This is a genomic window from Streptantibioticus silvisoli (assembly GCF_027947535.2).
Lineage (GTDB): Bacteria > Actinomycetota > Actinomycetes > Streptomycetales > Streptomycetaceae > Streptantibioticus_C > Streptantibioticus_C silvisoli.
The window spans coordinates 1-21,150 of sequence record NZ_JAAGKO020000089.1 but is presented as its reverse complement, the minus strand read 5'-3'; the positions used below and the strand labels follow the sequence as shown (position 1 = coordinate 21,150).

Below are 21,150 nucleotides of genomic sequence, written 5' to 3'. Positions count from 1 at the left end.
GAGCGCGAATGTCCCGTCGCGGGGAAGGCCGGTGGTGCGGCATAGTGGATGCCGACAAGCAGGCCGGGGCGTCAACACCGGCTTGCGACGCGGTCCCCCGTAGTGTAATTGGCAGCACGATGTCTTTTGGTGTCATTAGTTCAGGTTCGAGCCCTGGCGGGGGAGCTGTCCGGTTCGCGTGACGAGGGCCCCGACCACCCGGTCGGGGCCCTTGCGCGTGGTGGGCGCGATGCCCCTCGGTATCCTTTCGTTATCCCCACCGACGGCACGCCCTGCCGTGCCGTCCCCCCCGTCACCCCCATCGCCCCCGTCACCCCATCGCCGAGGAGTCTCCACGTGAGCCCGATCCGCCCGGCTGCCGTCGTCGTCCTTGCCGCGGGTGAGGGCACCCGCATGAAATCGGCGACGCCGAAGGTGTTGCACGAGATCTGCGGCCGCACGCTGCTGGGCCACGTGGTGGCCGCCGCGCGGGCGCTGGAGCCGGCCGAACTGGTCGTCGTGGTGGGCCACGCCGCGCAGCAGGTGGCCGGCCACCTCGCGCAGGTCGACCCCGCGGTGCGCACCGCGGGCCAGGCGGAGCGCAACGGCACCGGGCCCGCGGTGCGGATGGCGCTGGAGTCGCTGGCGGCCGACGGGGTCACGCTGGACGGCACGGTGGTCGTCATCAACGGCGACACCCCCCTGCTCACGTCGGGCACCCTCGGCCGGCTCGCCGCCGCGCACGAGCGGGACGGCAACGCGGTGACCGTGCTGACCGCCGAGGTGCCGGACGCCACCGGGTACGGCCGCATCGTGCGGGACGCCGACGGGTCGGTCACCGCGATCGTGGAGCAGAAGGACGCCGACGAGGCGCGGCGGGCGATCCGGGAGATCAACTCCGGGGTGTTCGCGTTCGACGCGAAGCTGCTGGCGGAGGCGTTGTCGAAGGTGACGACGGACAACGCGCAGGGCGAGGAGTACCTGACGGACACGCTGGCGATCCTGCGCCGGGCCGGGCACCGGGTGGGCGCGGCGCCGGCGGACGACCACCAGGAGATCGCGGGCGTCAACAACCGCGTGCAGCTGGCGCAGGCACGCCGCACGCTGAACGACCGTCTGCTGCACGACGCGATGCTGGCGGGCGTCACGGTGGTGGACCCGGCGTCGACGTGGGTGGACGTGACGGTGGAGTTCGAGCCGGACGCGGTGCTGCTGCCGGGCACGACGCTGCGCGGGGCCACCCGGATCGGCGCCGGCGCGCAGGTGGGTCCGCATTCGATGCTGACGGATTCGGTGGTGGGTGAGGGCGCCCGGTTGAGTTTCACGGTGGCGGAGGGCGCCCGGGTCGGTACGGGGGCGAATGTGGGGCCTTACGCGTATCTGCGGCCGGGGACGGTGCTGGGCGCGCAGGCGAAGGCCGGGACGTTCGTGGAGATGAAGAACGCTTCGGTGGGAGAAGGATCGAAGGTTCCGCACCTGAGTTATGTGGGAGACGCCACGATTGGCGAGCACACGAATATCGGGGCGGCAAGTGTTTTCGTAAACTATGACGGAGAACACAAGCACCACTCGGTGGTCGGCAGCTACTGCAAGACGGGCGCCGACAATATGTTCGTGGCGCCGGTCACGGTCGGGGACGGGGTGTACACGGCCGCGGGTTCGGTGATCATCAAGGACGTGCCGTCGGGCGCGCTGGCGGTGGCCCGGGGCCAGCAGCGCAATATCGAGGGCTGGGTGATTCGCAAGCGGCCCGGGAGCGCGGCGGCGCGGGCGGCGGAGGCCGGCGGCCCGGACGAGTGATCGGCGGTGACCGGCTGGTCACGGGCTGGTTGTCCGGTTCGGCCGGGTGTCGGCGGATGGGGTGCGGGGCGTACCGTGTGGCGTGCGCGTTCATTCCGCCGGCCAGCCCAACCTTGGGTGACGCCGACTCGAACACCAGCCGAATCATCGAGGAGACGGTGCAGTGACCGGGATCAAGACGACCGGTGAGAAGAAGTTGATGCTCTTCTCCGGCCGCGCACACCCCGAGCTGGCGGAGGAGGTGGCACGGGAGTTGGGGGCCCAGCTGGTGCCCACCAAGGCCTTCGATTTCGCCAACGGTGAGATCTATGTGCGTTTCCAGGAGTCGGCTCGCGGGTCGGACGCTTTCGTTATTCAAAGTCATACGGCGCCGATCAATCAGTGGATCATGGAGCAGTTGATCATGATCGACGCGTTGAAGCGCGCGTCGGCGAAGCGGATCACCGTGATCATTCCCTTCTACGGTTATGCGCGGCAGGACAAGAAGCACCGCGGTCGCGAGCCGATCTCGGCGCGTTTGATGGCGGATTTGTTCAAGACCGCTGGGGCGCACCGTATTTTGACGGTGGATCTGCACACGGACCAGATTCAGGGTTTCTTCGACGGCCCGGTGGACCACCTTTTCGCGCTGCCGCTGCTGGCGGACTACGTGGGCGCCAAGGTGGACCGCGACAAGCTGACGGTGGTCTCGCCGGACGCCGGCCGGGTGCGGGTGGCGGACCGGTGGTGCGACCGGTTGGGCGCGCCGCTGGCGATCGTGCACAAGCGGCGTGATCCGGACGTGGCGAACCAGGTGACGGTGCACGAGGTCGTGGGCGACGTCCGCGGCCGTATCTGTGTGCTGGTCGACGACATGATCGACACCGGCGGCACGATCTGCGCCGCAGCGGACGCGCTGTTCGCCAACGGCGCGGAGGACGTCATAGTGACGGCGACGCACGGTGTGCTGTCGGGTCCGGCGGCGGACCGGCTGAAGAACTCGCGGGTGAGCGAGTTCGTGTTCACCGACACGTTGCCGACGCCGTCGGAACTGTCGCTGGAGAAGGTGACGGTTCTGCCGATCGCGCCGATGATCGCGAGTGCGATCCGTGAGGTGTTCGAGGACGGTTCGGTGACGAGCCTGTTCGAGAACTGATCGCGGGGCCCGCCGTTCCGCCGGAAGGCGGGGCGGTCGGTCCGGGTTCGGGGGCGGTCTTCGCGCCGGGTAGACTCTGAGGGTTGCTCGGCGAGGGAGGCCGTTCCCGCTTTTCGGGGCCGGTATCCGTTATCGACGCGCTTTCGAGGTTTTCGAGGCAGGTCCGTCGTGGACCGAGCGGCAGGTATCCCGTCGTCATCCACGAGGAGTCTCAGATGTCCGAGGTCAAGATCACCGCCGAGTCCCGCTCGGATTTCGGTAAGGGCGCCGCGCGTCGCACCCGTCGCGCGGGTCGCGTTCCGGCCGTCGTGTACGGCCACGGTGGGGACCCGGTGCACGTGTCGCTGCCCGGCCACGAGCTGATGATGGCGCTGAAGACCGCCAACGTGCTGATCAGCCTGGACGTGGACGGCAAGTCGGAGCTGGTGATCCCCAAGGCCGTGCAGAAGCACCCGGTGCGGCGTTCGCTGGAGCACGTCGACCTGCTGGTCGTCAAGCGCGGCGAGAAGGTCTCCGTCGAGATCCCGGTGAACATCGAGGGTGAGCTGGCGCCCGGCGGCAACCTGATCGAGCACGTGCTCAACGCGCTGCCGGTCGAGGCCGAGGCGACGCACATCCCCGAGTCGGTCTCGGTGTCGGTGGAGGGCCTGGAGGCCGGCGCGTCGATCCTGGCGAAGGACATCACGCTGCCGAAGAACACCTCGCTGGCCGTGGACGACGACACCGTCGTGATCCAGATCGTGTCGGCGCAGGCCGAGGCCCCCGCCGAGGACGCGGAGACCGAGGAGCCGGCCGCCGACGCCGCCGCCGAGGAGCCCGCCGAGGCCTGAGCGGCTTCCGCTTCTGGTTGACTTGTCGCTGCCGTCCTGCCCGGTCCGGGTGGGGCGGCAGCGGCGTGTCCGGGTGCTGTCGACGTGTGGGGAGTGTGGCTGTGATGGCGGAGGCGGAGGGCCCCTGGCTGGTGGCGGGGCTGGGCAACCCGGGGCCGGAGTACACCGGCAACCGGCACAACATCGGGTTCATGGTGGCGGACCTGCTGGCCGAGCGGATGGGCGGCCGCTTCAAGGCGCACAAGGCGCGCGCGCAGGTGGTGGAGGGGCGGATCGCCGGTCACCGGGTGGTGGTGGCCAAGCCGTCGACGTTCATGAACCTGTCGGGCGGCCCGGTGACCGGGTTGCGGGACTTCTTCAAGGTGCCGCTGGAGCGGATCGTGGCGGTGCACGACGAGCTGGACGTCGACTACCCGGTGCTGCGGCTGAAGCGCGGCGGCGGGGACAACGGGCACAACGGGCTGAAGTCGATGACGAAGTCGCTGGGCGCGGAGTACGCGCGGGTGCGGTGCGGGATCGGGCGTCCGCCGGGGCGGATGGAGGTGGCGTCGTTCGTGCTGCGCGACTTCTCCGCCACCGAGCGCAAGGAACTGGGCTGGTTCGTGGACCGGGCGGCGGACGCGGTGGAGGCGCTGGTGGCGGAGGGCCTCGAACGCGCCCAGGGGACGTACAACGGATGAGTTGCCGGTGAACGGTTGACCGTGCGGCCGGTCATGGCCAAGGATCGCGGCCATGGTCGGACGGGTCAGGCGGAGCCGGGCCAGGAGGGCGGCTGAGAGCGCGTTCGGTCTGCTGCTGTTGTTGAAGGCGGTGGTGGCCGGCGCGCTGGTGGTTGCGCTGCTGGCCGCCGGGGTGTGGGTGTCGTGGGACGGCGTACGGGACGCGCTGGCGTCGGACGCGCGGGGCACGATGACGGTGCGCTCGTGTACGCAGTCGTGGTGCTCGGGGCCGTTCACCCCGGTCTCGGGCGGGGCCGCGCGGGTGGTGCGGGTGGACCGGCTGGTGTCCCGCGGGACGGGTCAGCGGTTCGCGGTGGCGTCGCGTCCCGGCACGTCGGTGGTGGTACGGACCGGGGTGGCGGGCGTGCTGTTCGCGCTGCGCTCGGTGGCGGGCGCCCTGCTGCTGTCGGCGCTGGCGCTGTGGGTGGGCCCGGGCCTGCGTCGCTGGGCGTGGGGCGCGGCGGCCCTGGGCGTGGCGTTGATCGCGGTGCCGTTCGCCCTGGGGTGAGGTGGTGTCGGGGGACGGGATGGCGGTGCGGTGCGGGCGGGGCTGAGGGGCCGCGGGCCGCCGGTGCGGTCGTCGTGCGGGGCTGAGGGTGCACGGGCTGGTGCGATCGCGGTGCGGTACGTGCGGGGCTGAGGGTGCACGGGCCGGTGCGGTCGCGGTGCGGTACGTGCGGGGCTGACGGTTCGGCCCCCCCGTACGCGATCGCGGTGCCGTCCCGCACGGGGGCGGGGGCACCGCGATCGGTTCCGGGCCGGGTGGGCCGCGGCGGGGGTCAGCCGGTGTTGCGCATGCCGGCGGCGACGCCGTTGACGGTGAGCAGCAGGGCGCGGGCCAGGGCGGGGTCGGTCGCGGTGCCCTCGGCGGCGGCCTGGCGCTGGCGGTGGATGAGGGCGACCTGGAGGTAGGAGATCGGGTCGAGGTAGGCGTCGCGGACGCGGAAGGTCTGCTTCAGGACCGGGTTGTCGTCGAGCAGTTCCCGTTCACCGGTGATGCGCAGGACCTCGCGGACGGTGAGTTCGTGCTCGGCCTCGATGGTGGCGAAGACGTGCTTGAGGTGGTCGGGGACCAGGGTGTCCACGTAGTGCCGGGCGATCCGCAGGTCGGTCTTGGCCAGCGTCATCTCGACGTTGGACAGGAAGTTGCGGAAGAAGTGCCACTTGTCGTGCATCTCGTCGATGACGTCGTCGAGACCGGCCTCGCGGGCCGCCTTCAGGCCGGAGCCCACGCCGTACCAGCCGGGGACGATCTGCCGCGACTGCGTCCAGCCGAAGACCCACGGGATGGCGCGCAGCCCGTCGAGTCCCGCGCCGGAGTCGGGACGGCGCGAGGGGCGGGAGCCGAGGTGCAGTTCGGCGAGCTGGTCGACGGGGGTGGCGGCGAAGAAGTACGACGGCAGGTCCGGGTCGTCGACGAGGTGCCGGTAGGCGGTGTTGGCCGCGTCGGAGACCTGCTCCATGGCCGCGTCCCAGCGGGCGAGCGCCTCGTCGGACTGGCGCGGCGCGGTGTGCAGCGCGGACGCCTGGAGGGTGGCGGACACGGTGAGTTCGAGGTTCTCGCGGGCCAGGGACGGGATGAGGTACTTGTCGGAGATGACCTCGCCCTGCTCGGTGACCTTGATCTCGCCCTCCAGGGTGCCCCAGGGCTGCGACAGGATCGCCTCGTGCGACGGGCCGCCGCCGCGGCCGACGGTGCCGCCCCGGCCGTGGAAGAGCCGCAGCCGCACACCGTAGCGGTGGGCGACGTCGCGCAGCCGGCGCTGGGCGCGGTGGATCTCCCACTGGCTGGTGGTGATGCCGCCGAACTTCGAGGAGTCGGAGTAGCCGAGCATCACCTCCTGGACGTCGCCGCGCAGCGAGACGAGCTTGCGGTAGGAGGGGTCGGAGAGCATCTCCTCCAGCAGCCGGTCGGCGATCTTCAGCTCGTCGGTGGTCTCCAGCAACGGCACGATGCCGATGCGGGCCACCCCGGCGTGCAGGTCGACCAGCCCGGCCTCGCGGGCCAGGACCGCGGCGGCGAAGACGTCGTCGGAGCCCAGGCACATCGAGATGATGTACGACTCGATGACCTCGGGGCCGAAGGTGTCGAGGGCGTCGCGGATGGTGTGGAAGACGCCGAGGGTCTTGGCGCCGTCGGCGTCCAGCGGTGCGGGGGTGCCGGCCAGCGGACGGCGGGAGCGCAGTTCCTTCGCCAGCAGGCGGCGCCGGTAGTCGCGCGGCATGTCCGCGTACCGCCAGGACTCCTCGCCGAGCCGGTCGAAGAGCTGGCCGAGGGCGTGGTGGTGGGCGTCCGCGTGCTCTCTTATGTCCATGGTGGCCAGCTGGAGGCCGAAGGCGCCGATGGTGCGGATGGCGCGTTCCACCCGGCCGTCGGCGATCAGGCCGCCGCGGTGCGAGCGCAGCGACTCCTGGAGCAGGGTGAGGTCGGCGACCAGCTCACCGGTGCCGAGGTAGTCGCGCCCCGGCTGGTGGGAGGTGCCGTTCGCGAGGCGGTCGCGGGTGTTGACGAGCTTCTGCCGCACGCAGGTGGCCTTGAGCCGGTAGGGCTCTTCGGCGTTCAGCCGCTTGTAGCGCGGGCTGATCTCGGGGAGGTTGGCGATGTCGGCGTCGAGGGAGGCGAGCAGTTCGTCGCTCGCGCCGCTGTTGCGGATCGAGTTCGACAGCGCGCCGCGCAGGAAGTCGACGATCTGCAGGGCGTCGCTGATGCCGTGTTCGTGCTGGAGGATCAGCACGTCGCGGGTGACCTGCGGGGTCACGTTGGGGTTGCCGTCCCGGTCGCCGCCGATCCAGGTGCCGAAGGTCAGCGGGCGGGTGCCGGCCGGCAGCGGGGCGCCGACCCGTTCGAGTTCGGCGGCGAGGTCCTCCAGGACGTCGCCGGCCGCGTTCTGGTGGAGTTCGTCGAGGTAGTAGATCGCGTTGCGGGCCTCGTCGGCGGGCTCGGGGCGCACCACGCGCAACTCGTCGGTCTGCCAGAGCAGGTCGATGTTCTCGGCCAGCCGCAGGTCCTGGCGGCGGCCGTCGTGCCCGTCGGGGGCGTCGAGGAGCTCGGCGATGCGGCGCAGCTTGTTCAGCACGCTGCGCCGGGCGGCCTCGGTGGGGTGCGCGGTGAAGACCGGCCGTACGCCGAGGTTGCGGACCGTGTCGCGCAGGTGCTCCGGGTCGGCGTCCTTCAGCCGGTCGGCGGTGCGGGCGAGCAGGCCGCCCTCCTCGGCGCGGCGGGCGCGCAGTTCCCGGCCGCGGTGCACCTGCTCGGTGACGTTGGCCAGGTGGAAGTAGGTGGAGAAGGCGCGCACCAGCTTGGTGGCGGTGGCCAGGTCGGTCTCGCCGAGCAGGCGGGCGGCGGCCTCGCCGTCGCTGCGGGTCAGCGCGCGGACCTCTTCGACCAGGTCGAGGAGGTCGCGGCCCTCCTGGCGGACCAGGGTCTCGCCGAGCAGGTCGCCGAGTCGTCGTATGTCGGCGCGCAGGGCGGCGTTGTCAGTGGATCCTGGTAGTCCTGTGCTGGGGTCGGCGACGCTCACAGGTGCGGCTCCTTGCGATTCCGTGCGGGTGGATGCGAGGGCATGGCTGACGATGGCGGACCGCGCTGTCCGGCGCCCCCAGGATATGCGGGGGCCCGGCGCGGCCGGGGTGTGGTTGGCGGTGTCGTTCGATTCGGCCGGGGTGTGGTGGGTGGTGTCGTTCGATTCGGCCGGGGCGTGGGGGTGGGCGCGGTCGCGGGGGTGGGGCGGCCGGCGGGGTCGGCGCTTCCCCGGGAGCGGGTGCGGGGGCGGGTGCGGGTGCGGCCGGCGCCGGCGGTGGGGCCAGCCGGCGGTGGGCGTGCGGCCGGCCGGCGGTGCCGGGGATTCCGGTGCGGTGGATTCCGGGGGGACGGTGAGGGTTTCGGGGTGTCCGGCGGTAACGGGCGGAGGTGGCACCGAGACGGGTTCGCGCCGGTGGAGGGGCCCTTAGGCTGGCCGTTATGACGCTGACGGGGGATACCGGGCCGGTGGGTCCGGGGAGGGTGGCCAGGGCCGGGCCGTGGTGGTGGTCGCGGCGGCGCGGCGCGGTGCTGGACGGGTTCCTGGCGCTGGTGTCCGCGCTGGAGTGCATGGCGGAGGGCGCCTCGTTCGCCGGCGGGCACGGCTGGTGGCCGGTGCTGGGCGCGGTGGTGGGCCTGCTGGTGGGCGGTTCGCTGCTGCTGCGGCGCCGGTGGCCCATCGCGGTGGTGCTGCTGGCGCTGGCCGTGACACCGGTGTCGATGGGCCTGGTGCTCGGCGTCGTCTCGCTCTACACCCTGGCGGCCTCGAAACTGCCCCGGCGGATCATCGCGGCGCTGGTGGCCATGATGGCGACCGGGACCACGCTGGTGGCGTTCGTGGAACTGGGCCGCGACCTGCTGCGCCGCGACCTGGGCCCGTCACCGTGGCTCCAGATCATGCTGTCGGTCGTGGTGGCGCTCGGGCTGACGGCGCCGCCGGTACTGCTCGGGCTGTACGTGGGGGCGCGGCGCCGGCTGGTGGAGTCGCTGCGGGAACGGGCGGACGGCCTGGAGCGGGAGCTGTCGCTGCTGGCGGAGAAGGCCGGGGAACGGGCCGAACGGGCCCGGATCGAGGAACGCAACCGGATCGCCCGCGACATGCACGACGTGGTGGCCCACCGGGTCAGTCTGATGGTGGTGCACGCCTCGGCGGTACGCGCCGTGCTGCGGACCGATCCGGCCCGCGCGGAGGACAGCGCGGAACTGCTGGGGGACATGGGCCGGCAGGCGCTGCGCGAGCTGCGGCAGATGCTGGGCGTGCTGCGCACCGGAGCGGACGCGGTGCCGGGCCCCGCGGTCGACGGGGGCGTGGCTGACGGTGGTGTGGCGGTTGACGGGGGTGCGTCGGTTGACGGGGGCGTGACGGGCGGTGGCGTGGCCGGTGACGGCGGTCATCGTGACGTATCACGTCACGATGCGCGTCACGACGTGGGCCGGACCGCGGTGTTCGATGCGGATTCCGTACGGGACGATGCCGCGCCGCCGGGTGTTGTGGCGGACGGTGCGACGGCCGGCGGTGCGGTCGTTCCCGCGCAGGCCCGTGACCCGCGCACCGGTGGCGTGGCGGACGGCGCGGCGACGGACGGCGCGGCGACGGACGGCGCGGCGACGGACGGGGCGAGCCTGGCGCGGCTCGGCGTGCTGGTGGAGCAGTCGCGGGCGGCGGGGATGCGGGTGACGTTCTCCCAGGAGGGCGAGCGGCGTTCGTTGCCGGCGCGGGTGGAACGGGCGGCGTTCCGCGTGGTGCAGGAGGCGCTGACCAACGCGCACAAGCACGCGGTGGGGGCGGCGACGCTGGTACGGGTGGCGTACCGGGCGCAGGAGATCGCGGTCCTGGTGGAGAACGGCCCGCCGGACGGCCGCCCGTCGCCGGGGCTGCCCAGCGGCGGCAACGGCCTGGTGGGGATGAGGGAGCGGGTCTCCGCGCTGGGCGGCGGCTTCGTGGCCGGCCCCAGCCGCTCCGGCGGCTTCCGGGTCTCGGCGGTCATCCCGGCGGCGCCCTGAGGGGGCGTGGCCGGCGGTCCGGGGCCGGCCGGTGTCCGAGGCCGGCGGAGGTCCTCGTGGGCGGGGGCCGTGGCTGGCGGGGCCGGCACCGCAGGTGGCCCGCACCGGTGGGTCACTCGTGCGGCTGCTCCGGTGCGGTGAGGCGGGCCGGGCGGGTGCCGGTGAGCAGGGTGATGGCGGCGTCGTCGAACGTGGCGCCGAGGTACCAGTCGCCGGTGGCGTCGACGGCGTAGACGCGGCCGTCGGCGTCGATGGCGAGGGCGGCGCCGGACGCGGTCTCCTCGCCGAGCGGGGCCAGCGCGGTGCCCAGGGCCCGGCCGAGGTCGGACAGCGTGCGGGCCAGGTGCAGGCAGAGCGTCGGGTCGACGGTGAACGCGCAGGGGGCGATGTCGCGTCCGGACGGGCCCGCCGGTTCGACGGTGAGGGAGCCGAACTCGGCCCAGACCTCGACGGCGGCCGGCAGCACGGTGTGCGGGTGGCCGCCGGGGGAGCGGTGGACGTGCAGCCGGTCGGCCCAGACCTCGGCGGTGGCGATGTCCCAGCGGCCCGGCTGCCAGCCGGCCCGGCGCAGTGCGGTGGCGACCTCGGCCGGGAAGCGGTCGCCGGTGCCGGTCACGGCTGCTCCGGGGCCGGTTCGACGGTCGTGACGCCGAAGTGGTGCAGCAGGTCGGCGCAGGCGGCGCAGGGCGCGGCGTACCGGTCGTGGGCGGGGTCGCCGTCCTCGCGGATGCGGCGGGTGGTGATGACGGCGTGCTTCAGGGCGCGTCGCGCGTCGGAGTGGCTGAGGGGCTTGCGGGCGGCGCGGCCGCGGCGGGCGCCGTCGGTGGCGGTGAGGTAGCGCGACAGCAGCAGTGCCTCGGGGCAGCGGCCGGTGCCGCGCGCGCGGCGGCCGACCGGGAGCGCGGCGAGGAAACCGGCGACCAGCGGATGCAGTTCCGGGGCGGCGTCGGCCTTGCTGCCGGTACACGTCAGCGTTTCGCCGCGTACCGACAGCGCACCGGCCACCGCCGGCATGATCCCGTCACGCCGTCGCAGCAGCACCGGCGCACCGCCGGGAGCCGGGGTGTACGCGGCGCCGCCGTCCGGTTCGGCGGCGGTATACGTCACGATGCGGGAATCGGCGGCGGTATACGTCACGACGCGGGAATCGGCGGCCGCAGCGAAGCCCAGGCGTGGGTCCGCCACGGCACCGGCGCCGGGTTCGGGACGGGGGCTGGCCGCGGCACCGGGCCCCGGGTGAGGAACGGCCGCGGTGTACGTCACGATGCGGTGGTCGGCCGCGGTACCGAAACCGAGGCGGGGATCGACGGCGGCACCGGTGCCGGCGGGTGCCGCGGCAGCGGTGTGGCGGGCGCCGGGGCCCTGGTGGGGCGGGCCGGCGGGCTCCCCGGCGCCGAGGTCGTCGTGACGCGTCGGTGCTTGGTGAGGGTCTCGCGTGATGCGCAAGGTGGTGCGTTCCCTTTCGTGCGTCCCCCGTTGGGTGGGGCCAGCCTGTCAAAAGTGACGGAATATGGGGAACGCGAGGGGGTTTACGCGAGATTCGTCACGTGCGGGACGGGTCGGGGGGAGGATGGGCGCGAGGTGACGGCGAGGTGGCGGCGGTCCCCCGACAGGGGTGTTGCCACACCAAATAGGCTGTGCCCAAACGCCAGATCCACCAGGGGGCATCCGCCATGACGACAGGTCGGCTCGGGGCAACGGCCGCCCCGCCGAACTCGGCCTACGCCGGGCAGGTCGTGCACTTCCCGGACCCGCTCCGCGCCGGGCTGTATCCGGACGGCGTCCGGGTGGACGACGCCGGGTATCCGGACTTCTCGCGGTACGCGGTGGCGGCCGTCGAGATCGCCGATCCCCCCGAGGGGTTCGGGGTGGACGAACTGCGCCTGACCGACTACGTCTCGGCCAACGCCGCCCTGCGGCACGCCGGGCACGAGCTGTTCGCGGACGGCTCGGGGGTGACGACGCCGCACGGCTGGACGTGGCACCACGTGGTGGGCGGCCGGCGCATGGAGCTGGTGCCGGTCGCGGTGAAGGCGCTGCTGCGGCACCACGGCGGTCTGGCGACGGCCGCGGCCGACCACGACAAGCGCGGGGTGCGGCCGGTGCAGGACCCGCGGCCGGCGCACTTCGTGCTGACGGCGGACCACTCCACGCCGGGCGCCGCGCAGGAGGAGCTGCTGCGCGAGGTCGAGGAGGACCTCGGGTACCGGCTGCCCGGCTCCTACCGGGCGTTCCTGAAGGCGGCCGGCGGGCACGCGCCGGCCGGTGCCGCGCTCGACCCCGAACTCGGCCTGCTGGTCGACCAGCCGTTCTTCGCGCTCCGCGCCGAGGCGGCGCTCGACGACCTGCGGTACGCCAACAAGTGCCTGCGCGACCACCTGACCAAGGACTACCTGGCGATCGCCTACGTACAGGGCGGGCTGCTGGCGCTGAAGGTCAAGGGCGAGCGGATCGGCAGCGTCTGGTTCTGCCCGTACGACGACGCGCGGGACGCCGGCGACACGTGGGACTCCCCGCAGCAGCGGGTGGGTTCGCTGCTGCTGGCGTGCGGTGAGGACCTGGACGAGTTCCTGCTGGGTCTGGCCGGTGATCCGCCGGAGCTGGAGACGGTGGCGAACCTGATGGTGGACGGCGGCTTCGCCCGCGCGGTCCCGGTGGAGGGGTGAACGGCCAGTGGTGACGTTGGCGCAGGCGCGCGATCGCGCCGAGAGCTGGGTCAACGGCGGTGTTCCGCCGTACGAACGCCGGACGGTCCAGCTGACGGAGTTCGGCCTGGGGTACGTCGCGTGGGCGCAGGACCGCGAGGACGGCCCGACGTCCGACGGCGGAGCGGTCCGCATGGTCATCGCCCGGTCGGACGGCGGCGTCACGCTGTGGCCCGGCCTGCCGGTCGACGAGGTGATCCGGCGGTACGAGGAGGAGTACGGCGGGTCCGCGGAGCCGGAACCGGCGCCCGCCCGCCCGGCCCGGGTGGACCTGGAGGCGACGTCGTTCCTGCTGAGCCCGCCGCAGTGGCTCCAGGACGCCGCCGACCGGCTGGGCATCCCCGACCACCGCCGCCCGGCCGGCGACGCCGCGTCCGGCACGGACGGCACCGACTCCGCGACGAGTACCTCCGCCTCCGGCACGCATGCGTCCGGTGCGCATGCGTCCGGTGCGCATGCGTCCGGTGCGCACGCGTCCGGTACACCCGCCGCCGGTACCCCCTCCCACGATCCGTCCTCGGACACCACGCATTTCGTCAGCATGCCGTTCGGTTCGACCCCGGCCGCCGGTACGCCTGTCGACGCCGCCGGCTCCTCCGGTGCGCCGTCCGCCTCCACGGACGTCGACTCGCCGGACGACCTGGGGCAGACCCCGTCGTCGGCCACGCCGTGGGGTGGCGGTCCGACCGCGTCCGGCACCTGGTCCGACACCAACACCGGGGACACCGGTTCGACGCCGCCGCCGCCGGTCAGCGGTTCGGACGAGCCGCCGGCGCCGAGCGTGTCGCCGGAGGCCAAGACCGCCTTGCTGCTGGGCGGCAGCGCCCTGCCGCCGACCACGATCGCGCCGGCCCTCGACGACTCCGGCACCGGGTTCCCGGCGGGCGGCGGCAGCGGTTCCGGGCCGTTGTCCGGCCCGCCGCCGATGCCTGCGGTGCCGCCGCGCCCGCCCGTACCGGCGCCCGGCGGGTCCGACGGCGCCGGCCTGTCCGGTGCCGCGCTGCCGCCGCCGGTCGGCCGTCCCGCCGACCTCACGCCGCCGTACGGCTGGCCGGCCGCCACCCCGCCCCAGGGCATGCCGACGCCCCCGCCGGGCATGCCGAGCCCGCCGCCGGGGATGCCGTTGCCGCCGCCGGGTGTGCCGGCGCCCGCGTTCGCCCCCGTGCCGCCGTCCGGCGCCACGCCCGCGTCGACCGCGATGCCGACGCCGCCGCCGGTGCCGGGTGGGACGTCGTCGTCGGCGGTGCCGGCCGGTGCGGCCGAGATCGCCGACGCCGAGACCTCGAAGGCGGTACGCGGTGGTGGGCTGCCGCCGCGGGGGCGCAGTGGTCCGCCGGCGCCGCCGTCCCCGCCGCCCGCCCCGGAAGCGGCGGCCAGGGCGTACGTACCGACGCAGATGGTGCCGGCGCTCGACCTCGACAGCCTGGCGTCGGCCGCGCACACGCCGCCCCCGCCGCCGCCCGCGCCGGGGATGCCCGGTGCGGGTGGCGATCACGCGGCGGCGACCATGCTGGCGAGCCCGTCGGTGCCGCCGCCGTCCGGGCCGCCGTCCGGACAGGCGCCGCCGCCCCCGCCGCCCGCTCCCGGGGGTCCGGGCATGCCTCCGCCGCCCCCGCCGCCGTCCCGCGGCGCCGGGGACGCGCACGCCGCGGCGACCATGCTGGCCCATCCGTCCGGCCCGCCGCCGGTCCCGAACCGCCCCGGTCCGCCCGGCCCGCCGCCGGGCATGGCGGCCTTCCCCGGCGCGCCCGGCGGCCCCGGTATGCCCCCGCCGCCGCCCGCCCCCGGCATGCCCGGCCCCGGCATGCCCCCGCCGCCCGGTGCCTACGGGTACCCGCAGCCGCCGCAGGGCGTGCCGGTGGTCGGCCCGGGGTACATGGCGGTGCTGCGCTACCGGGCGCCGGACGGCTCGGAGCAGCAGATCATCCGGCGCAGCGCGCCCGGTACACCGCACCCGGAGTGGCAGATCCTGCACGAGTTGCGCGGGCTCAACGTCCCGCCGCAGCAGGTGCTGGAGCTGCACACCGAGCTGGAGTCGTGCGACCTGCCGGGCGGTTACTGCGCCCGGATGGTGCGCGAGACCTGGCCGCAGGTACGCGTCAGCCACACCGCGCCGTACGGCCTGGACCACGCCTCCCGGCAGCAGGGGGTGCAGCACCTGCTGACGCACCAGGGCGAGCTGGCCCAGGTCGCCGACGGTCCGGCCCGGCCGCGTCCGCAACGCGTACCGCTGCCCAACCCGGCCCAGGTGCAGCGCGTTCCGCCGATCCCGCTGGACGGGATCGGGCACGAGCTGGCGCAGGCGTTCGGGCCGCAGGCGGTCTTCCGGTTCGACCAGCGCGCGGTGGCGCGGCAGGGGGTGCCCGACATCGTGGCGCAGACCCTGGTGTGGGCCGGACTGCCGGTGGACTTCGGGCCGTTCTTCTGGGCGCGGGCCCAGCCGGGCGCGCCGGTGCCGACGCTGGCGGAGGTCGCGGCCGAACGCGGGCTGCCCGCGGCGCCGGACGCGGCGTCGTACCTGGTCATGGGCAACGACTTCGGCCGCCAGCTGTGCGTGCAGTACGGCACGGCGCACATCATGGCGGTGCCGCTGGAACCGGTGCCGGGCGCGCAGGCGTCGCCGGCCCAATTCGTCAACTCCTCGCTGCCGGAGTTCGCCCGCTGCCTGGCGCTGCTGGGCCGGATGTGGCGGCTGCGGCTGGGACTCACACCGGACCAGGCGGGTCGCTGGACGGTGGACTTCCAGGCGCAGTTGGCCGCGCTGGACCCCGCCGCGCTGTCCTCGCCGGACCACTGGTGGGCGGTGCTGCTGGAGCAGATGTGGGACGGCCTGCTGTAACGGCGCCGGCCGCGGAAACCCCGCAAGGGCGCGCCCTCACCGTGATCGGTGGGGGCGCGCCCTCTTCGTTTCACCACTTTCGGGTAGGTGGATGGCGTTGCGGCCGTGCATATTTGGCCTAAATCGGCTAAAAAGGGGCCGCGGTCGCTGTCGGTGGCCCGGCGGGCTTCACCGCCCGGTCGTCCGCAGCACGCCGTCAAGGCATCCGGTATCCGCAGGAGGGGCAGGGCATGGCTCAGTCGGTGACGCCAGAAGGCTTCAATGTGGCCCGTGGCCGCGGCTACCACCCCGAGCAGGTGGAGGAGTTCGTGGCCGGCCTCTCCCAGGAACGGGACGAGGCGTGGGAACGCGCGGCGCGGCTCACCGTGCTCGCCAACGACATGGAGTCCGAGGCCGGCACCCTGCGCGTCGCGGCCACCGGGCTGGGACCGGTGACCTACGAGTCGCTGGGCCCCGGCGCGCAGGAGTTGTTCTCGCACGTCGAGGCCGAGGCGGCCGACGTGCGCGACCGCGGCGAGGCCGACGCCCGTGCCGCGTACGACGCCGCGGAGCGCGCCGCCCGGGAACTGCGCGACCGCACCCGCACCGAGACGGACGGCTACCTGGCCGCCGCCGACGCCGTCGCACAGGGCATCCGGGACGCGGCGCAAGGCCAGGCCGACGACATCATGGGCGCCGCCCGGGCCGAGGCCGACCGGCTGGACGCCGACGCGGAACGCGCCCTGGACGGCGTGCGGCAGGACATCGCCCGCAGCCTGTCGGAGCTGGAGACCGAGCAGCGCGCCCGGCTCGACGCGCTGGTGCGGGAGCTGACCGAACGCGAGAACGGCATCGACCAGCGGCTGGGCGAGCTCATGGCCCGCGCCGAGCGGCTGCTCTCCGAGGCCCAGCAGGCGCACGTCGACGCCCACGAGGCGGCCCGCCGCACCCAGGCCGACGCCGAGGCCACCGCGTCGGAGATCATCGCCCAGGCCCACGCCACCGAGGAGCGCGTCCAGCACGACAGCGACCGCGCGCTGCGCGCCCACGAGGCCCACCGCGACGAGATCCGCTCCCACCTGTCCCACGTGCGCACCAGCCTGTCGGCGCTCACCGGCCGCACGCTGCCGACCGAGCCGGAGGACGACCCCCAGGGCTGAGCGGGGACGGTACGGGGTTCCGGCGGGCCGGCCGGGGGCGGGCGGCCGGCCGTTCCGGCGTCGGGGACCGGACGGGCCGGGCGTCGGGGCAGCGGGCCCGAACGCCGGTCAGCCGGGCGGCCGTTGACAGGCGCCGCCGGAAATCCGTCCGGCCGTCGGATGAACCCTGAGCGCGTCGCAGTGGCCGAAGTCTGACGCCGCGAGGCCGAACGCGGAACGCGAGGACGCGGAACGCGGAGCGCGAGGACGCCGAACGCGAGGACGTTGAACGTCGTGAAGGCCCGGGACGCCGAACGTGAAGACGCCGAACGCGGAAGTGGGGCCGTGTGCTCGTACGATCATCGGTTCGCGCGGCCCGTTGCGCGCCCCTGACGCCGGGGAGCGGTCGACCCTGAGGGCTCCCGGATGCCGACTCGGGGTCCGGAGTGCGCGGTTCCGGCCGGCGACACGACCGCGCGGGGTGCGGTGACCGGTTCCATCAGCCGCGCCACCAGGCACGGCCGCCCGCGGAACCGGTCACCGAACCCCGTCTCCCGGTCACCACCGACAGCGCGCCTACCCCGGCCGTCTCCGGGTATGCCGGGCGTCCGCCCGTCCCGCCGCCGCGCCATCCCCGAGAGCCCCTCGCCGGACCCCTAGGGGATGCCCCACGTTCCTCCTACCTGCGGTTCCTCCCCTCGGAGGACTCGCGGGGCCTGGTGACCCTCCTAGGCTGAAGTCGCCGAAATCCACCGGCGACGACGCGACGACACCAGGGGCGATGGACATGACCACGGCTGAGACACTTCCCGGCGCGAGCGGCAGCGGAGGAGACTCAGCCGTCGCCGCGCGAGGCCGTCAGGTGACCAAGTCCTACGGCACCGAGGAGACCCGGGTCGTGGCGCTCGACGCGGTCGACGTGGACATCGTGCGCGGGCAGTTCACCGCGATCATGGGCCCGTCCGGGTCCGGCAAGTCCACCTTGATGCACTGCCTGGCCGGCCTCGACACCGTCACCTCCGGCCGTATCTGGATCGGCGAGACCGAGGTCACCGGGCTGAAGGACAAGCAGCTGACCCGGCTGCGCCGCGACCAGATCGGCTTCATCTTCCAGGCGTACAACCTGCTGCCCACCCTCAACGCCATCGAGAACATCACCCTGCCGATGGACATAGCCGGTCGCAAGCCGGACCAGGCGTGGCTGACGACCGTGGTGGAGACCGTCGGCCTCGGCTCGCGGCTCAAGCACCGGCCCACCCAGCTGTCCGGCGGCCAGCAGCAGCGGGTCGCGGTGGCCCGCGCGCTCGCCGCCCGCCCCGACATCATCTTCGGCGACGAGCCCACCGGAAACCTCGACTCCCGGGCCGGCGCCGAGATCCTGGGCTTCCTGCGCCGGTCGGTCGACGACCTGGGCCAGACCATCGTCATGGTCACCCACGACCCGGTCGCCGCCTCCTACGCCGACCGGGTGCTGTACCTGGCCGACGGCCGGATCGTCGACGACATGGCGGACCCGACCGCCGAGCAGGTCCTGGAGCGGATGGCCACCTTCGACGCGCGCGGGAGGACGTCGTGACGGTCTGGAAGACCTCGCTGCGCAACTTCTTCGCGCACAAGGGCCGCATGGCGCTGTCGGCGGTCGCCGTCATCCTGTCGGTGATGTTCGTCTGCGGCACCCTGGTGTTCACCGACACGGTCAACGCCACGTTCGACAAGCTCTTCGACTCCACCGCCGCCGACCTCACCGTCAGCCCCAAGCACCAGCCGGCCGACGGGCAGGGCGCCCGCGCGGCGACGCTGCCGGCGTCCGTGCTGCACACGGTGGCCGGCGAGCCGGGGGTGAAGTCCGCGCGCGGCAACGTGGAGATCACCACCGTCACCGTCGTCGACCCGCGCGGCGACAAGAACATCGGCCCGACCTCCGGCGCCCCGACCATCGCCGACAGCTGGGGCGGCCACAACCCGCGCCCGTCGATGACCATCACCTCCGGGCACGCCCCGCACGGCGCCGGCCAGGCGATGCTCGACGCCGACACCGCCAAGCGCGCCCACCTCACGCTCGGCGACACCATCAAGCTGCTCGCCCCGGACGGCACCTACACGCACACGCTGTCCGGCATCGCCACCTTCCGCACCACCAACCCCGGTGCCACCCTGGTCTTCCTCGACGTCCCCACCGCGCAGCACGAACTGCTCGGCACGACAGGGCGGTTCACCTCCGTCGAGGCGTTCGGCGACGGCAGCCGCAGCAACGCGGTGCTGAAGAAGCAGACGCTGGCCGCCCTCGGGTCGCGCTACACCGCGCAGACCCGCGCGCAGGCCGCGGCCGCCAACAAGTCCGACCTCGGCGGCTTCCTCAACGTCATGAAGTACTTCATGCTCGGCTTCGCCGGCATCGCGGTGCTGGTCGGCGTCTTCCTGATCGTCAACACCTTCTCCATGCTGGTCGCCCAGCGCACCCGGGAGATCGGCCTGATGCGGGCGCTGGGCTCCAGCCGCCGCCAGGTCAACCGCTCGGTGCTGATCGAGGCGTTCCTGCTCGGGGTGTTCGGCTCGCTCATCGGCATCGTGCTGGGCCTGGGCCTGGCCGTCGGGCTGATGAACCTGATGAACGCCGTCGGCATGCACCTCGACACCTCGCAGATCACCTTCCGGTGGCGCACCCCGGTGATCGGCGCGGTCGTCGGCATCCTGGTCACCCTGGTCTCCGCCTACCTGCCCGCCCGCCGGGCCGGCGCGGTCTCCCCGATGGCCGCGATGCGTGACTCCGGCGGTCCGTCGACCGCCCGCTCCACCGTGCTGCGCAGCATCGCCGGACTGATCGTCACGGTGGCCGGCGCCGCCGCCCTGGTGGCCGGCGCCCGGTCCGCCAAGCTCGGCTCCGGCGGCCTGCTGCTGGGCGGCGGCGTGCTGCTGACCCTGGTCGGCTTCGTCGTCATCGGCCCGCTGCTGGCGGCCGGCGTGATCCGGGTACTGGGCGTGCTGCTGCGCCCGTTCGGCCCGGTCGGCCGGATGGCCCAGCGCAACGCGCTGCGCAACCCGCGGCGCACCGGCGCCACCGCCGCCGCCCTGATGATCGGACTCGCACTGGTGGCCGGCCTGTCGGTGGTCAGCGCCTCGCTGGTCGCCTCCGGCACCCAGCAGATCGACAAGTCCGTCGGCGCCGACTTCGTGGTCTCCACCACCGTCGGCTCGTTCAACCAGCAGATGGTCGACGCGGTCAAGAAGACCGGCGGCCTCGGCCACGTCACCGAGATCAAGGCGCTGCCGGCGGTGCTGGACCACGGCGGCAAGAAGACCGACATGGCGCTGACCGCGACCGACCCGACGTTCACCGACGACCTGCGGCTGCCGGTCACCGCCGGCGATCCGGACGCCGCCTACCACGGCGCCGGGATATCCCTCGCCCAGGCGTTCGCCGACAAGAACCACCTGAAGGTCGGCGACACCGTCGACGTCACCTTCCAGCAGGGCGGGCACACCGCGGCCCTGCGGGTCGGCGCGATCATCTCCAAGAACAGCGCCCTCGCCGGCCCCGACAACTACATCAGCATGGCCACCGCCCGCGCCGACGTGCCCGCCGGCGTCATGCCGCAGGACGTCGAACTGCTGGCGGCCGCCGCCTCGCACGCCGACACCGACCACGTCTTCACCGCGCTGAAGGCAGCCCTGCACCCCTACCCCCAGGCCGACGTGCACGACCAGGCCGGCTTCAAGAAGGAGCTGCGCGACCAGACCAGCCAACTCCTCGACGTGGTCTACGCGCTGCTGGCGCTGGCCATCATCGTGGCGGTCCTCGGCGTGGTGAACACCCTGGCGCTGTCGGTGGTGGAACGCACCCGGGAGATCGGCCTGCTGCGCGCCATCGGCCTGTCACGCCGGCAGATGCGCCGGATGATCCGGCTCGAGTCGGTCGTCATCGCGCTGTTCGGCGCCGTCATCGGCCTCGTCCTCGGCATGGCCTGGGGCATCGCCGCCCAGAAGCTGCTGGCCCTCAACGGCCTCAACGTGCTGGCCATCCCGTGGTCGACCATCGTCACCGTCTTCATCGGCGCCGCGGTCGTCGGCCTGCTGGCCGCCCTCGCCCCCGCGTGGCGCGCCGCCCGGATGAACGTGCTGAACGCCATCGCCACCGACTGACCGACCACCGGTCCCGACAGCCGCTCCCCTCCGGCCGCACGCCACCCCGCGCCCCGTTCGCCCCACCGCGAACGGGGCGCGGTCACGCCCACCCCGGCCCCGCCCCGGCCCACCACCGCCGCGCACGGTCACCGCCGGCGCCGGGTCTCCGTCCGCGCCTCGCCCCCGTCAGCTCGGCCCCGTACCCTCGGCGGCGCCTCGTCCCTTGCGCCGCCCGCCTTGCCCTGCCGGCGCGAGTCCCGCCCGAGCGGGCGTCCGCGATGCGATCGTGCCCCCGCGCCCGCCGCGCCCCCGCCCGCCGTCACCCCGTGTTACCCCGCGCCCGCCGCACCCCCCGCACCTGCCCCGCCCCCTGAACGCA

The 21,150-nt window shown here is 73.8% G+C and carries 14 protein-coding genes and 1 tRNA gene; 12 read left to right on the top strand and 3 right to left on the bottom strand.

Going from position 1 to position 21,150, the window contains the following annotated elements; all coding sequences use genetic code 11:
• The first annotated feature begins 93 nt into the window (after positions 1-93).
• From POF43_RS32690 to POF43_RS32665, 6 genes are all read left to right on the top strand, one after another.
• A tRNA-Gln gene (locus POF43_RS32690) sits at positions 94-165 on the top strand.
• A gap of 171 nt (positions 166-336) precedes the next feature.
• The gene (gene glmU / locus POF43_RS32685; RefSeq protein WP_282704915.1) at positions 337-1,779 is read left to right on the top strand and encodes a bifunctional UDP-N-acetylglucosamine diphosphorylase/glucosamine-1-phosphate N-acetyltransferase GlmU; all 1,443 of its coding nucleotides are present in this window, start codon (positions 337-339) and stop codon (positions 1,777-1,779) included.
• 163 nt (positions 1,780-1,942) lie between these two features.
• Positions 1,943-2,914: a ribose-phosphate diphosphokinase gene (locus POF43_RS32680; RefSeq protein ID WP_271317447.1), complete on the top strand. Its 972-nt coding sequence runs from the start codon at positions 1,943-1,945 to the stop codon at positions 2,912-2,914.
• 215 nt (positions 2,915-3,129) lie between these two features.
• A complete protein-coding gene (locus POF43_RS32675) occupies positions 3,130-3,744 on the top strand; it encodes a 50S ribosomal protein L25/general stress protein Ctc (protein ID WP_271317446.1) in 615 nt (204 codons plus the stop codon).
• A 104-nt stretch (positions 3,745-3,848) separates the two neighbouring features.
• Positions 3,849-4,424 (top strand): aminoacyl-tRNA hydrolase, encoded by a 576-nt coding sequence (pth, locus tag POF43_RS32670; RefSeq protein ID WP_271317445.1) that lies wholly within the window; start codon positions 3,849-3,851, stop codon positions 4,422-4,424.
• Positions 4,425-4,476: 52 nt separating this feature from the next.
• A complete protein-coding gene (locus tag POF43_RS32665; RefSeq protein WP_271325148.1) occupies positions 4,477-4,971 on the top strand; it encodes a hypothetical protein in 495 nt (164 codons plus the stop codon).
• Positions 4,972-5,242: 271 nt separating this feature from the next.
• Here POF43_RS32665 and ppc read toward each other — a convergent pair whose 3' ends face one another.
• Positions 5,243-7,984 carry a phosphoenolpyruvate carboxylase gene (gene ppc, locus POF43_RS32660; protein WP_271318139.1) on the bottom strand — a complete coding sequence of 914 codons (2,742 nt, stop codon included), beginning with the start codon at positions 7,982-7,984 and terminating at the stop codon, positions 5,243-5,245.
• Positions 7,985-8,424: 440 nt separating this feature from the next.
• Here ppc and POF43_RS32655 point away from each other — a divergent pair, with 440 nt between their 5' ends.
• Positions 8,425-9,987 carry a sensor histidine kinase gene (locus POF43_RS32655; protein ID WP_271325156.1) on the top strand — a complete coding sequence of 521 codons (1,563 nt, stop codon included), beginning with the start codon at positions 8,425-8,427 and terminating at the stop codon, positions 9,985-9,987.
• Positions 9,988-10,099: 112 nt separating this feature from the next.
• Here the strand turns inward: POF43_RS32655 and POF43_RS32650 are convergent, their stop codons facing one another.
• Both POF43_RS32650 and POF43_RS32645 read right to left on the bottom strand, forming a co-directional pair.
• Positions 10,100-10,603, bottom strand: coding sequence for an SUKH-3 domain-containing protein (locus tag POF43_RS32650; protein WP_271317516.1), 504 nt, complete (start codon positions 10,601-10,603; stop codon positions 10,100-10,102).
• On the bottom strand, positions 10,600-11,097 hold the full coding sequence (locus POF43_RS32645; RefSeq protein WP_372516182.1) for a YwqJ-related putative deaminase: 498 nt from the start codon (positions 11,095-11,097) through the stop codon (positions 10,600-10,602). The genes POF43_RS32650 and POF43_RS32645 overlap by 4 nt, the downstream gene beginning before the upstream one ends.
• Before the next feature lie 563 nt (positions 11,098-11,660).
• On the opposite strand from POF43_RS32645, the gene POF43_RS32640 reads away from it, so the two are divergent.
• The 5 genes from POF43_RS32640 to POF43_RS32620 all read left to right on the top strand — a co-directional run bounded on the left by POF43_RS32640 (position 11,661) and on the right by POF43_RS32620 (position 20,789).
• Positions 11,661-12,653, top strand: coding sequence for an SMI1/KNR4 family protein (locus POF43_RS32640; protein ID WP_271317518.1), 993 nt, complete (start codon positions 11,661-11,663; stop codon positions 12,651-12,653).
• Between the two features lie 7 nt (positions 12,654-12,660).
• A complete protein-coding gene (locus tag POF43_RS32635; RefSeq protein WP_282704914.1) occupies positions 12,661-15,531 on the top strand; it encodes an SUKH-4 family immunity protein in 2,871 nt (956 codons plus the stop codon).
• 230 nt (positions 15,532-15,761) lie between these two features.
• Complete coding sequence (locus POF43_RS32630) at positions 15,762-16,670, top strand: cellulose-binding protein (RefSeq protein WP_271316818.1); 909 nt, start codon at positions 15,762-15,764, stop codon at positions 16,668-16,670.
• 766 nt (positions 16,671-17,436) lie between these two features.
• Entirely contained in the window at positions 17,437-18,225 is a 789-nt protein-coding gene (locus POF43_RS32625; protein WP_271316817.1) for an ABC transporter ATP-binding protein, read from the top strand.
• The gene (locus POF43_RS32620; RefSeq protein WP_271325272.1) at positions 18,222-20,789 is read left to right on the top strand and encodes an ABC transporter permease; all 2,568 of its coding nucleotides are present in this window, start codon (positions 18,222-18,224) and stop codon (positions 20,787-20,789) included. The genes POF43_RS32625 and POF43_RS32620 overlap by 4 nt, the downstream gene beginning before the upstream one ends.
• Positions 20,790-21,150 lie beyond the last annotated feature (361 nt).